The organism is Streptomyces sp. NPDC096048, from assembly GCF_044763415.1.
Taxonomy (GTDB): domain Bacteria; phylum Actinomycetota; class Actinomycetes; order Streptomycetales; family Streptomycetaceae; genus Streptomyces.
Map to the genome: position 1 here is coordinate 154,408 of NZ_JBIWGG010000017.1, position 12,587 is coordinate 166,994.

A 12,587-nucleotide genomic window follows, 5' to 3' on the forward strand; every position below is an offset into this window, starting at 1 on the left:
TCGTGGGGTTCTCGTGGACCGCTACTACCTGCGCGAGACCGTCGTCGGCGACGGCCGCCGCCCGGCGCGCACGCCGCTGCGCGCCGCCCAGGAGCAAGCCGGCGTCCCGGTCGGTCGCTGGATGGGCCGGGGGCTCGCCGCGCTCGGACTGGCGCCGGGTGAGAAGGTCACCGAGGCGCAGATGCGGAACCTGTCCGGCGAGCGGGGCCGCCACCCGTACGCGGACCGGATCGAGGCCGGCCGGCTCGCCGCGGGTGACTCGGCGAAGAAGGCGTTCAAGGCCGGCGCCCTCGGACGCCGGGTCACGGTCACGGGCGTCGACTTCGTGTTCCGGCCGCAGCCGACGATCTACCTCCTGTGGGCGTTCGGGGACGAGGAGACCCGTCTGGCGATCGAGGCCGCGCACGAGCGGGCGATCGAGCGGGTGCCGGAATGGATCGAGGACGAGGTCGCGGTGATCCGGTACGGCAAGGACGGCATCTACCGGGTACGGCCGCCCGGCGGTCTGGTCGCCGCGCGCTTCCGCCACTACGAGGCGCGCTCTGGCCGGCCCTTGCTCCACGACCATTGCTTCTGAGCGTGAAGGGGCAGCGCCTGGACGGGAAGTGGGGCTCGATCCACACCACGGCCCTGCACCAGAACACGGTCGCGGCCTCCGCGCTCTACAACGAGCTGGTGGCCGCTGAGGTCTGCGAGACGCTGGGGCTGGCGACCGAGCCGCGCACCGTCACCCCGGGGCGCCGCCCCGTGATGGAGATCGCCGGGGTGCCGCACGAGCTGATCCGCTGGACCTCCCGGCGCAGCGACCAGATCGTCGCCTGCCTGGAAGAGTCTGGAGCACGAGTATGTCACCGCCGTCGTCGACGACGGCGAGCCGCGGTTCCTGCCCGTGGTCTCCGAGCGGGCCCGCGCGAAGATGAACCAGATCGCCGTCCGCAAGACCCGTCCGCCCAAGCGGAAGACCCAGCCGCTCGCGCAGCTGCGCGTCTGATGGAAGGTGAGCGCGATCCTCACCTCCAAGGTGGCCGCCGACGTCATCACCTCTCTCCTCGAGCACGCCTGCGCCGCAGCCGTGGCGATCCGGGCCCGCGTCGCGGCCGTGGTCGACGTCGCCCTGGCGGCCGCCGACGTGACCGCGACGGTGTTCGTGATGAACGACGGCGGCCGTTTCCACCGCCGGCACCTGCTCGCCGAAGCCCGCCGCCATCTCGCCCTGGTCCTGCGTGGCCGCCGCCGCGACCCCGGCCTGGACGAGGAGATCGTGGCCGCCGCCATCTCCACCCACTGCCTGGACACCAGCGAGCCGAAGACCACCATCGGCCTGCTGGCGGACTACCGCCTCTACAGCACGGTGGCCCCTGGCCGACCTTCCCGCCCGCCGCCGCCCACCCACTCCTGCGCCCGATCCGGACCGGCAACCCCCAGCCGATCCCGGTGAGCCGGCTGCGCTCCGGCCCCCAGGCCAGGACGCGGGGGAGTGGGGGATACCCCGCATCCCGCTCCAGCACGAGCGGGCCGTCCTCGCCGGTGCCGTGGTGCGGGAGGAGCTGCGCACCACCACCGCCGTGCGGGGCCGGGCGTACGAGTCGTCGCCCACCAGCAGGCAGCGATGCCCGAGCAGCTGCCCCCACCCGGGCCGGCCGACCCCGAGCACGACGACCAGGAGCAGGAGCCCGGCCGCCGCGAGGCGATGGACCTGAAGGCGTTGCGGGCCCTGCGGGAATCCCGCACGGACGTGGAAGCCCTCGATCTCACCGACGAACGCCTGCGCCACCTCCAGGACGCGTTCACCGAGGCGGCCGACCGGGCCCACACCACGATGAACCGCTACGTGCGCCGCGACGCCAAGCCGCCGCACCCGGACGACCAGCAGGCGCACCGGCCACAACAACCCGGACCGCACCGAGGCCGGGAGGCCGGCCACTGAGTGAACCCGATGGTGCGCACCCGGTGCGGTGCACCGACCCACCGGGTGGAAGTGGACGCCATCGACGGGAGTGGGGCCGCGCATCCACCCGGCGCGTTTCTCCTTGACCTCGGTTCAGGTCAAGGAGAAACGCACCGTCTCCATGCGGCCTCTCGGTTTGGAGTCGGTGGTGATGAGAGTCGGGTTGGTGGTCGGGTGGTTGGTTCATTGGTGCTGGTCAGTGGGGTGTTGAAGGGAGGACTGACACTGTCATGAGGCGAGAGGTTGATGGGTGGGATCGCTGTAATGGGGCTTTATCGCATGGCGGCTGATGGTGTCTCAGGTGCGCAAGTTCTTATGCGGTGAGGTGGGCCCGGTCGGTGTGATCGCGTGGGGTGGACCAAGAGGTAAGGGCCGGTCGTGGGCCTGTGCTGCCGAGGGCGTCGGTGGTGCGTCGTCTGCTGGAGCGGCGGCAGGCGGGGGAGCTGGCCACGCGGCATGTGCGTGCGGTCGCTGAGACGGTGGGTGTTTCGGAGCGTACGGTCTGGCGCTGGCTGGAGCGGGCGAAGGCGCCGGGGCGGGCGGAGGCGCCGGTCCGGCAGGATACGTGGTGTCGGACGAGGTGTGGGAACTGCTGGGCGAGGCGGGGGGCAATGCCTCTGAGTTGAGGCGTCGGCTGGTGGCTGCCGGTGGTGAGGTGCCGGTTCCGTCGATGTCGACGTTGAGCCGGGTGATCCGCAGGGACCGACGGGCGGGGCGGGGGCCTCGTCGTCCACGTCCCTCCCAATGTCCGACCGTCACACATTGTGGCAGTGAAGGCACATGGGCCCGCCCGAGGGCCATCGATCGGAGGCTGCGCTCAACCCGACAACTGAAGCACTCAGTCACAAGCGCCCGGATCCGGGCCGTCCCAGGCCCGCGCGCCCGTGCCCGGCTGCCCGTGCTCTCCCGCCCGCTGGGCCGTGTTCACCGCAGCGCACACTGCCCAGCGGGCGTCCTGTTCTGTGACCGCCTGAGGTGTTTCCTCTGACCTCGTGGACGGTCAGCGGGCGGCCGTCAGCCGGTGTGTGGCCAGCCGGGGACGCTGTACCCGCTCCCGTGCGGTGGGCGGGGCTCCTCCGGCCGGTGTGCGGGGCTTGTTCGCACTCCCGCCGGCTGTGGGGCCGCCGCGGCCCCGGCTGGAGAGGGTCTTCACCTCGACCGCGATGTACTGGCCGTCGTGCGTCGTGAACAGGTCCGGCTGCCAGGCGAGTGGAGCGTTGGGGCTCTTCCCGTTGAGGGAGGCTTGTGATGCCAGGTAGCTGTGCATACCGAGTGCGACGGCCTCGTCCAGCGCTGCGGGCGGCAGCAGTTCTGCCAGCCGCCTCCATGCCTGGCTGTTGGTCCGCGTGCCCGGCCCGCCCGCGCGGGCGGACGCCATGTGCAGCAGGCGCCGCTCGACGGGGCGGTCAGCAGTAGCGGGTTCTTGCGGCAGTTCGTGCGTTTCGGTGGCTTTGGCGAACGCGGCTGTCCAGGCGGCGTGCTTGTCGGGCGGGACGCCGCAGCCGGCCAGGAACGCCTTCAGTTGCTGCTCGTCGGCGGGGACCGCGTCACGGTTGACGATGCGGGCGGCGCTGCTGATAGGCAGGGCGAGCGGGTTACCTGAATGGTCCCGGATGTCCCGCAGACTCGGCGCCCCTGCCGCCTGGCTGAGCGTCAAGAGCGGTACTGCTGCAAGTCAGTTGGGGCAGACGAGCCGATGCAGGGTTTCGTAACGCACGTCTGACCCGGCCCCTGCAGACGGCGTGTCCGAGCCCGGCGCCGAGCGGAGGGGTGTTTTTTTTGGGGGCGACCGTTCCGTTCTGGATGGAGCCGCGTCCTGGTCGTGAGGGGTGCTGACGCGGGGTCGTGCGTCCGTGGTGCCCGGTGCGCCGGTGACACGGCCCGCCCGCTCTTGTACGGGCATGGCGCGCCAATTGTTCAGTTCACGAAACGTTCCAACCCTGTGATGCCCATCACAAGTTCGAGGGATCGACAGGATGTCCGGTTGGACGGGAGCAGCCCCTTCCGGCGGGCGTGTGGCATGCGTTCCCGCAGGTCACGTCTGGTGCCTGAGCGGTAACTTAATGCTGTGGTCTATGCCTGTGCGTGGCGGGGTGATCACGAGCAGTCAAAATTTGGTCGGGAAGGGCATGCGCGTTTGGCCCCTCTCATCAGAAATCCTGCATCCGAGGACCCAGAGCGGCGTCCTCCGCAACGTCATCTCCCCTTTGTGTCAGGCGAGTTGACGCTGCGTTGGCAGGAGAGGACCAGGGTCCCGATGACCGTGAACGATCTGTTCGTGCTGCTGGCGGCCGCCACCGCCGTGCGCGTCTTCCTCCCCGACACCGTCGCGGGACTGCGCCGGCTGCTGCGCGCCAGCGCCCGGGTCGGCGTCGCCGAGCTGCTCAGTACGCAGCCGGCCCGCCCCGCGGCCACCGAGGCCCTGGCCGCGGTGCCCGCCCGGGATGAGGAGGCATGACGATGGCCGTCCCCGAAGACAGCAACACCCCCTACACCCTCCCCACCCCGACCAAGGAACTGAACACCTTGCAGGGCATCCACTACGAGATGCCGTCCGACCTGGACGCCTTCTACCGCATGTACGCCCGCCCCCAGCTGCGCTACGCCGCCACCGTGCTGGGCGACATGAAGGCCGCCCAGCAGGTCGTACGACGCCTGTACGGCCACCTCGCCCTCAACTGGTCCGTCGTCCTCCTCCAGGACGGCGGGCCCGAGGCCTACGCCTGGCGCGTGCTGAAGATGCGCGTCGAGATGCACCTGCGCATGAACGTTGGCCCCTCCGCCGACGGACGCAGTACCACCCCAGCCGGAACCGCGCGAACCACCGCCGTCCACGACGCCGTGCGTGCCACGCTGGAACACATGCGCACGCAGTTGGCGGCCATAGAGTCCCCCCTCGGCCTCTACACCGCCATCGCCACCCTGCCGGAACGCCAGTTCGACGTCATCATCCTGCAATACGTCCTCGGCTACCCCTGCAAACAGGCCGCCGACATCATGGGCATCACCGTGGCCACCGCCCGCACCCACCGCCGCCTGGCCCGCAAGCGCATCGCCACCAAACTCGGCATAGACCTCGGTGACGACGAGGAGAAGGAGTAACACCGTGCCGCGCAGCATCGACGACTACCTCGACCAGGCCGCCCTCGCAGACACCGTCACCGACGCCGACCTCGACGCCCTGCACCGCGAAATCGTCCGCGACGTCACCGCCACCCTCATGTTCGGTGCCCGCCCCGCCCCCGAAGGCCACTACCCCACCGCCCTCACCGGTGCCGAACAAGCCCTGAACGCCCTGTCCGCCGAACTCATCCACAGCACCGAGGCCGCCGAACACCTCGCCCGCATCGCGGACGCCCCCTCCGACGCCGACGGCGCCCTCCACTTCGGCTGCCTCCTCAACCTTGCCCAGGAACCCGACAGCGCCCTGTGGTGGTGGCAGTTCGCCGCCGGCGCCGGCAACGCCACCGCCGCCTACTGCCTCCACCTTTACCACCTGCTGCGCGGCGAACTGCGCGACGCCGACCACTGGGCCCACCAGGCGCTCAACCTCGACACCGACATCCACCTCACCCCCACCCTGACACCGACCCCCGTCCGCTGCCTCGCCCACCCCGCCCGCGCCCTGCGCGAAGCCGTCGAACGCCTCAAGGTCGAAGAGCTGGCCGGCGCCCCCTTCCACCACCCCGACCACCGCCTCGCCGACCAGATCGAGGAACTCGCCGACGCCTGCTGAACGCACGCCCTGCCACCAGGGACTGCACGACCCGGGTGCACCGGGACAGCTCCCCTCAACCACGTCGCGTACCTGCGGTACGCGTTGGTCTACAGGGCCTTCGATTCCCTTGGCGACCTTGAGTCCGCAACAGAGGAGCTCCGCGCAAGCACGGCCTGGAGACAGCGGCCATCCCCTGGTGCGGCAGCGGGAGAGTCCACGGTGATCCGTACAGGCGCCCCGCTGATGGAGAGGGGCGCCCCGTAGACCCCTCCGACTACGGCAAAGGGGCAGTCCGGCCGCGGTGAGATGGCTAGCGTTTTCTTCCTGGTGATCCAAAGGGGGCGGGATGCAGACGACGTCGCTGCGCAAGGGTGAGAACACGGTTGCTCCTCGGCATTGAGCGCTCGCTCCCGCCACGATGCCTCAATGCGCTCGTGCTCGTCATGGGCGACTCGGTCGTGGCGGCTCTTGCTGTCGGTGACGGCGGCCTGGACGAGGCCGCGGGCGTCGGGGTCCTCGTAGAGGAACGTGGAGGAGACGCCTGCGCGCTTGACGATCGCCCGGACGGCGAGACGGCCACGTTCACGGCAGAGCTGGCCGATGGCCTTCTCAACGCGAGTGAGCTTGGTCCTGAGTCTGGCGACGACGGGCAACTGTCGCTGCTGCAGTCTGGTCGGGGGCTGAGGTCACGGCGCCTCCACATCGTCGTCTTTGCCGAGGGCGCCGGCGTCGCCCCCGTGACGGGCCAGCTCGTGAGCTCGGAAGGCGGTGGACCAGACGCGGCCGAAGCAGTCCTGCGGTCGGCGAAGGTCGAGGGTGAGGGCTTCCTCCAGGAGGTCGACGGCGGCCAGGGCCCTTTCCAGGCCATCGATCGCGATCGGTCCGGACGGTCGTGGTCGGGGCGACCAGGGACCCCCGACCATGAGGCCGACCGCGGCGGTCCTGCCCCCGACCACGGCTCTGAGGCGGGCGTGTCTGAAGTGACACACAATTCGAACAAGAAATCTAATGCCGGTATGGACGTGACCGACTTCCCCGACGACCTGATGCAGACGCAAGCCGCCTGGAACGCCACCTACGACGCGCTCGCCGCACCCCGCCCCCGCGACACCACCGCCCTGCGCCGCCGCCTGCTGCTCCTGTCCGTACGACTGTGGCGGCACCCCTACTGGGAGACCGCCCCCAGTGCCGGTGGCACGGTCCGAGCTACGCCACCTCGCCCGCGTCCACGGGGCCGTCCGGGCCGCCTGACCGGTCGCCCCGGTCGACCAGGAGCACGAGGTCGCGGTAGGTATTGCGCCTGTCTGTTGCGCTGGGTGTTGCGCCAAGGTTGCGGTAGGTGTTGCGCGGCCCGCAGGACCGTCCCCGTGTCCGTGCAGATCACCGCGCGGTTTTGCCGTGGTCGGAGTGCCGATTGCGGCCGCTCTGCCCATGTCCCCTGGCCGGAGTGAAGGAGTAAGGGACGGGCGGGATGGGCGGTACGGCCGCGGCCCGGGGATCGGGGGCGCGCTCGGTCGGTTGCACGTCGGCCGGGCCCGCCGCGCCGCACCCGCCGACGGCCCGGCGGCGGGGCCGGGACGGAAGTTGCTGGCACCCCGGTGCTGTCCTCCGGGCGCTGAGTCCCCACCAAGGAGTGAGGCGGGACGCTCCCGCCAGATGGAGGTACTGCTGTGATCGTTCGCTTCGCGGGCGGCCCGCTCGCCGGTCGCGAGCTGGAGACCACTGACGCCCCGTGGGCCGGAGGCTGGCTCACGGCCGGTGACGCCGACCCGGGGCCTGTACGCCCCGGTGCACCGCGACCCGGCGACCGGCGTCGTGCTGGCGGAGGTCCGGGTCACCATCCCGCGTCGCCGGTAGAGGCCCACCGGCGCCGTGACGTGCGAGACCCCGGGCCCTGACGGCGGGCCCGGGGTCCGGTCAGAGCCGAGGGGCGGTCAGTAGTCGTCGCGCTCAGAGTTCGGTCCGCACCGCTGGATGAGGTCGCAGGTGCAGGTCCCGCCTTCGTACTGCGGCTTGTCGCACTCCTCGTGGTGGTCCCACGGCTGCCGCTCCGCCGGGGCCGCCGACAGAGCGGGCTGCGCCGAGGCGGCCTCGACGGCCGGCACCACGCCCGCCCACTCCATGCCCAGCGCGGCGAGGGCGGCGCGCTGCTCGGAGGTGAGCTTGTCGCGCCTCGACTTGGTGTTCGAGAGCCAGACCCCCAGCTTCACCGGCACCGGCTCTGCCTCGCCGTCGACCGCGACCTCCACGACCGCGCCGCGCGGGACCGGCCGCTGTCCCTCCCTCTCCACCCACTGCGCCAGGGCTGCCAGCCCCCGCTGGAACGCCGCCTCGGCCTTGCTCCCTGCCTTCTTCGGCCCCTTGAGGGCTGCGGCCAGAGCCGGACGGAGCTCCGCCGAGGCGGCGGCCGTCACGGGGAGGGTGGCGCCCTGCACGCCCAGCTTGGTCAGCCGCTCCTGCTGCTCGCTCGACAGCAGTCTCCAGTTCCGGCGTTGCCGTTGGAGCCATCGTCCGATGTCGTCACCGTCCATGAGCACGCCGGGTGCGATGTAGGGCAGGTGCCCGTCGGCGTCGACGAGGTCGGCGAGGACGCGGTAGTGGCGCTGCCAGTTGAGCGGCCAGGGGCAGTTCCAGTCCGGGTCGATCGCGGCCAGCTGCTTCGCGCGCTCCTCCGCCCGCTTCGGGTCCTTCCCGAGACCGCCCTTCCGCCGCAGGTTGGCCATGTGCTGCCCGACCGGGACCATCGCCTCGCCTTCGCCCCACACGGCGTCCTGACGTGGAGCGAGGTGCCCGGTGGCCCGGTGGTAGGACCGGAGCGCGGCGAGCTTGTTCTCCCACGCCTCCTCGCCCGGCTCCCAGACCATCCCGGCCTCCGGGGCGTCCAGCAGCGTCTTGCGCCGTTCCTGCAGCTCCCCGGCCCGCAGCGCCTTCCGCTGCTGGTGCACCCATCGGCCAAGCGGAAAGTCCTTGGTGACGCCGACCTCGACCTCGACGTCATACGGAACGGCATAGAGGCCGGTGATCTCGTTCTCCCTCCGCCACCGCAGCAGGGCCTGATAGCCCTCCAGCCACACCAGGGACTCCGGCCGGTAGACCCGGGTGCGCAGGAACGCGGCGATGGTCGCGGCGTCGCGCGGGCTGGAGAAGTGGAGCAGCGCGGCTTCGGCGGCGGCCTGCGTGTCGTTGTCCTCCTGGTCCTCGCCGTCGCCCTCACCGCCGGCCCCGACGATCCGCCCCTCTTCGTCACGCCGGACGTGGACCTTGCGCTTGCCGCTCGTGAGCGCGCGGGAGGCCAGCTGCTCGACGAGTCGTTCATCATGCGAGCGCAGGCCCTGGAGGACCGCTACAAGGGGGCGGAACGAGGCGCTGGCGACCATGTCCTGCGGGTCCTCACCGGGCTCCAGGAACACCGGCACAATGATCCGCGCGACCTTCGTGGAGCCGTCCTTGTTGAGCCGCAGCGCGCGGCCAATGTTCTGCACGATCTCCACCTGTGAGCCGCGGGTGTCGGCGAAGCAGACGGCCTCCACGCCCCGCTCGCCGGTGATGTCGACGCCTTCGCCGAGGACGCGCACGCTGGCGAGGAAGGCGCGGTGAACCCGGCGCCCGGCTGCGTCGACGCCGTTGGCGAACTGGCGCAGGACCTCGCGTCGCTCGGTGACGAGGTGGTCGCCGCACAGCCACGCCGACCACACCCGCTCCGGCGGCACGTGTCGGCCGCCCTCCAGCTCGTAGAACTCCGCGTCGATCGACGACTTCGGCAGCTTCTCCGCCTTCGCCAGGTCCTCGTCCGAGGCGTCGTTCCTGTAGAGCTCGGCCGCCGTCTCGGGCAACTTCTCCGCGAACGCCGCGGCCTCCTCCACCCTCTGGTGGAACGTCATCACCGTACGCAAGTTGTACGCCGCGGCGTGCTCCAGAAGTGCGGTCTGCAGCAGGGCCAGTCGCCGGCCTCGCTGCGCCTCCTCCGACTCCCCGTGAACCGGCGAGGGGTCGTGGATCTCTAGCACGTCGATCTCGAACCCAGCCAGGATCTCCCGCTCGATCGCCTCGGAGAGCCCGAGCTCGGCGAGCCACGCGCCGTACGTACTGTCCGGGTCGTCGGCCATGGTCGCGAGCTCCACGTCCTGGCCGGCGGCGCCCCTGCTCGGCTGGGGCGCCGCCAGGATGCGCGGGGTCGCGGTCAGGTAGATCCGAAAGTCCGCCGGGATGCGGGCGTTGTCGTGGATCGCGGCCCACGGCCGACCTAGATCACCTGCGGTTGAGTGGGCTTCGTCGATGATGGCGAGCGCGAAACCGTCCATCTGCTGTCCATACAGCCGCTCCCCGCCCGCCAGAGCGGCTTCCAGCGGCCCGCGAACCTTCCGCTGGCCCGTTGGATCCTCCGGGTCCTCGCGGTCCACGAGGGATGCGTAGGTGGCGAACACGACCACGGGTCCGGTCCCGGCCCACAGCGCGAGCTGGATCGCATTGGTGGTGGTGCGCACTCCCAGCGAGGTGAGCACCGCGTCGTTCTCCAGCGAGCACACCGCCACCATCGGCGCCCGATGACCGACCGCCCGCCACGCCTGGGCGGTCTGTGCGAGCAGGTCCAGGGTCGGCACGGTCACCAGGATCCGCCCGCCCGGGAAGCACTCCAGCGCGCTCGCGGCAGCCGTGATCGTCTTGCCCGAACCGGTGGCGGACACCAGTGTGCCCCGCGCCCCCTCAGCGGGCACAGATGATCTTGCAAAGAATTTGACCCATTCCCGGATTGCGGTTTTCTGGGTCACCTGATGTTCCCGGAGGCTGATCACGACATTCGATCCCTTCTTTTTCCGGGCGAAATCAGGTTTCTCCACCACGAGCTCACGGAAGCACCGGACCCGCCAGAACCAGAGGCGGAGAGCGGGTACCTGTCGATGCCGCCGCGGGCGGGCAGCTCGTCCTCGAAGTCGCAGGCGGCTACGGCCCTGAAGCCCCCGCGCCACAGTGCTTCGAGCACGGCCGTGACGGCCTGCACCACCGCCTCGGCCGGCGTTCCCGCGGTGGCCTCGCATTCCAGCACGGTCGGCCATTGAAGGAAGTCGAAGGGGTGGGCGTGCTGGCCTGTGGCGTAGTCATTGGGCTCGCCTTCCACGCGCACGGGCCCGACTACCAGTTCCGCGCCGTCGTCCTCGACGAGGCCGAGCAAGTCTCGAAGCCGGCCTACGACCCGCGGAGCGGCCTCCGCGTCCACGTAGATCGAGGCATCGCTGTAAGCGGAGTCCGGATCGAGGGGCGAAGGCCCGCGGTCATTTGTCACGCGCACTCCCTGGAGTCTCCGCCGGGGCCAGGGCGAGGAAGCGCTGGAGGAGCCGCTTGATCGGCTCGTGGTGGTAGTACTCGGCGACCTGCAGGGGCGTCTCTCCGTCGATGGCCGGCAGACGCGGATCAGCACCGTAGGCCAGCAGGATCGCGGTGGAGGCCGTATTCAGGGGGTAGTCCGTCTGTACGTGAGCGTCGCCTTCCAGGCCGATCGCATGAGTCAGCAGCGTCTCCCCGAAGCACACCTCGTCCGGATCCGCCCCGGAGTCCAGGAGGATGGAGAGGACCTCGTAGTCACTCATCTCCACGGTCCTGTGCGCGGGCGTCCACGACTCCACCTCGACGGAAGCCCCGCGACCACTTCCACGCCCACTCCCGGAAGCTTCCGCCGGTGCGAGGAAGCGCTCGAGGAGCCGCGTGGCCGGCTCGTGGTCGTAGTCCTTGGCGCACTGCAGCGGAGTTTCCCCGCTGGCAGACGGCAGGCGCGGGTCGGCTCCATAGGTCAGCACGATTGCCGTGCCGGCCGTGTGCAGGGGATGCCCCGACTGCAGGTGACTGTCACCTTCTGTGTCGATCGCGTGAGTCAGCAGCGTGAGCCCGAAACATACCTCGTCCGGATCGGCCCCAGCGTCCAGGAGCCTGGCGAGAGTCTCATACTCACTCATCTCTACGGCCTCGTGCGCCGGCGTCCACGGCTCCACTTTGGGAAAAGAGCTCGGCCTCAGCGCATCGGAATCCATCATGCTTCCCTCTCCGCCGGCCTTGCCAGGACGTTGCGGACACCTGCCTACTGGGGTGTCCCTGCTTTACGCCAATGCTACATTCTGCATCAAATCGAGATGCAGTCTTGCGGAAACCTCGACCAAGCCCTTCCATGAGATCTCGTCCGACCCTGATGGCCGGCATGTATCGGGGTACACGGTGCCGCATGGCACCGAAGACCGAACGCATCCAGTTCCTGCGGGCCGAGCGGCAACTGCGCCGCATCCGCTCCTTCTACACTGCGGCCATCCTCCTGTGGGCAGGGTCCGCGGCCTGGACCGGCTGGCAGGCCCCGGGGAGCCGTCAGATGTGGGTGTCCGTCCTCCTCTTGGCCATCTTCACCGTCCTGCTCGTCACCGCGAGCCTCACCCTGCGGCGCCTCGCCGTTCCCGCCACGGGCCGGCCCGTACACAACGCTGCTGCCCCGCACAGGCTGCCGAGCACCCGCCGTCACGCCCCTGCCTGAGGGCCCATCACTCTTCCCACGAGTCAGCCCGGGCCCCTCGACCCGGGCGTGGGCTCCGCCCCACAGTGGCGGAGCCCACGGTCTGCTGACAGTCCACTGCCGGAGCACCACACCCTGTCCCTGCAGGCGCCCGGGCCGAAGGCCCGTTGACGAGCCGCGCAGCGGGTCCGTCCTGTGGCGCGCAGCGCCACCAGGTGACTGGAGCGCAGCGGAAGCCACCATCGGGGGCCGCAGGCCCGCGCAGCTCCGGGAGCGCAGCGGACGGAGCGTCACCAGACCGGCGCAGCCGGTCTGGTGAGCGGGACGCGGAGCGGCCCGCCAGCGCTCACGCGGAGCGGGAGCGCAACACCCGCGCGCAGCGCGGGTGTTCGCTTGCCCATCGCGCAGCGATGGGGTACCCGCTCCGCGGG

Annotated in this window: 13 protein-coding genes and 1 pseudogene; 9 read left to right on the forward strand and 5 right to left on the reverse strand. The window is 70.5% G+C overall.

Features of this window, described 5'->3' with window-relative positions:
- Positions 1-13: 13 nt before the first annotated feature.
- From mobF to ACIQ6R_RS35630, 5 genes and pseudogenes are all read left to right on the forward strand, one after another.
- Positions 14-577: a MobF family relaxase gene (gene mobF / locus ACIQ6R_RS35610; RefSeq protein ID WP_404226057.1), complete on the forward strand. Its 564-nt coding sequence runs from the start codon at positions 14-16 to the stop codon at positions 575-577.
- 2 nt (positions 578-579) lie between these two features.
- Positions 580-822 (forward strand): annotated as a pseudogene (locus ACIQ6R_RS35615) (relaxase domain-containing protein); the annotation flags it as partial.
- 175 nt (positions 823-997) lie between these two features.
- Positions 998-1,438, forward strand: coding sequence for a hypothetical protein (locus tag ACIQ6R_RS35620; protein WP_404226060.1), 441 nt, complete (start codon positions 998-1,000; stop codon positions 1,436-1,438).
- Between the two features lie 171 nt (positions 1,439-1,609).
- Positions 1,610-1,927, forward strand: coding sequence for a hypothetical protein (locus ACIQ6R_RS35625; protein WP_404226061.1), 318 nt, complete (start codon positions 1,610-1,612; stop codon positions 1,925-1,927).
- Positions 1,928-2,355: 428 nt separating this feature from the next.
- A complete protein-coding gene (locus tag ACIQ6R_RS35630; RefSeq protein ID WP_404226063.1) occupies positions 2,356-2,574 on the forward strand; it encodes a helix-turn-helix domain-containing protein in 219 nt (72 codons plus the stop codon).
- A 374-nt stretch (positions 2,575-2,948) separates the two neighbouring features.
- Here ACIQ6R_RS35630 and ACIQ6R_RS35635 read toward each other — a convergent pair whose 3' ends face one another.
- Entirely contained in the window at positions 2,949-3,605 is a 657-nt protein-coding gene (locus ACIQ6R_RS35635) for a hypothetical protein (protein ID WP_404226065.1), read from the reverse strand.
- Positions 3,606-4,205: 600 nt separating this feature from the next.
- Between ACIQ6R_RS35635 and ACIQ6R_RS35640 the strand changes: the two genes are divergently transcribed.
- Genes ACIQ6R_RS35640 through ACIQ6R_RS35650 form a run of 3 tightly spaced genes read left to right on the forward strand, consistent with a single transcriptional unit; the run spans position 4,206 to position 5,684 of the window.
- Complete coding sequence (locus tag ACIQ6R_RS35640; RefSeq protein WP_404226067.1) at positions 4,206-4,406, forward strand: hypothetical protein; 201 nt, start codon at positions 4,206-4,208, stop codon at positions 4,404-4,406.
- 2 nt (positions 4,407-4,408) lie between these two features.
- The gene (locus ACIQ6R_RS35645; protein WP_404226069.1) at positions 4,409-5,050 is read left to right on the forward strand and encodes a sigma-70 family RNA polymerase sigma factor; all 642 of its coding nucleotides are present in this window, start codon (positions 4,409-4,411) and stop codon (positions 5,048-5,050) included.
- A 4-nt stretch (positions 5,051-5,054) separates the two neighbouring features.
- Positions 5,055-5,684 carry a hypothetical protein gene (locus tag ACIQ6R_RS35650; protein WP_404226070.1) on the forward strand — a complete coding sequence of 210 codons (630 nt, stop codon included), beginning with the start codon at positions 5,055-5,057 and terminating at the stop codon, positions 5,682-5,684.
- Between the two features lie 668 nt (positions 5,685-6,352).
- Here the strand turns inward: ACIQ6R_RS35650 and ACIQ6R_RS35655 are convergent.
- The 4 genes from ACIQ6R_RS35655 to ACIQ6R_RS35670 all read right to left on the reverse strand — a co-directional run bounded on the left by ACIQ6R_RS35655 (position 6,353) and on the right by ACIQ6R_RS35670 (position 11,692).
- Positions 6,353-6,589 (reverse strand): hypothetical protein, encoded by a 237-nt coding sequence (locus tag ACIQ6R_RS35655; protein WP_404226072.1) that lies wholly within the window; start codon positions 6,587-6,589, stop codon positions 6,353-6,355.
- 1,011 nt (positions 6,590-7,600) lie between these two features.
- The gene (locus ACIQ6R_RS35660; protein ID WP_404226073.1) at positions 7,601-10,459 is read right to left on the reverse strand and encodes a Helicase associated domain protein; all 2,859 of its coding nucleotides are present in this window, start codon (positions 10,457-10,459) and stop codon (positions 7,601-7,603) included.
- Positions 10,456-10,947 carry a hypothetical protein gene (locus tag ACIQ6R_RS35665; RefSeq protein WP_404226074.1) on the reverse strand — a complete coding sequence of 164 codons (492 nt, stop codon included), beginning with the start codon at positions 10,945-10,947 and terminating at the stop codon, positions 10,456-10,458. The genes ACIQ6R_RS35660 and ACIQ6R_RS35665 overlap by 4 nt, the downstream gene beginning before the upstream one ends.
- Positions 10,937-11,692, reverse strand: coding sequence for an ankyrin repeat domain-containing protein (locus ACIQ6R_RS35670; protein WP_404226076.1), 756 nt, complete (start codon positions 11,690-11,692; stop codon positions 10,937-10,939). The genes ACIQ6R_RS35665 and ACIQ6R_RS35670 overlap by 11 nt, the downstream gene beginning before the upstream one ends.
- Before the next feature lie 185 nt (positions 11,693-11,877).
- Between ACIQ6R_RS35670 and ACIQ6R_RS35675 the strand changes: the two genes are divergently transcribed.
- Positions 11,878-12,177 (forward strand): hypothetical protein, encoded by a 300-nt coding sequence (locus tag ACIQ6R_RS35675; protein WP_404226078.1) that lies wholly within the window; start codon positions 11,878-11,880, stop codon positions 12,175-12,177.
- The last annotated feature ends 410 nt before the right edge of the window (positions 12,178-12,587 follow it).

Coding starts and splice junctions, on each gene's coding strand:
- ACIQ6R_RS35625 (WP_404226061.1), top strand. CDS start 1,610: ATGCCCGAGCAGCTGCCCCCACCCGGGCCGGCCGACCCCGAGCACGAC.
- ACIQ6R_RS35640 (WP_404226067.1), top strand. CDS start 4,206: ATGACCGTGAACGATCTGTTCGTGCTGCTGGCGGCCGCCACCGCCGTG.
- ACIQ6R_RS35645 (WP_404226069.1), top strand. CDS start 4,409: ATGGCCGTCCCCGAAGACAGCAACACCCCCTACACCCTCCCCACCCCG.
- ACIQ6R_RS35655 (WP_404226072.1), bottom strand. CDS start 6,589: ATGGTCGGGGGTCCCTGGTCGCCCCGACCACGACCGTCCGGACCGATC.
- ACIQ6R_RS35670 (WP_404226076.1), bottom strand. CDS start 11,692: ATGATGGATTCCGATGCGCTGAGGCCGAGCTCTTTTCCCAAAGTGGAG.
- ACIQ6R_RS35675 (WP_404226078.1), top strand. CDS start 11,878: ATGGCACCGAAGACCGAACGCATCCAGTTCCTGCGGGCCGAGCGGCAA.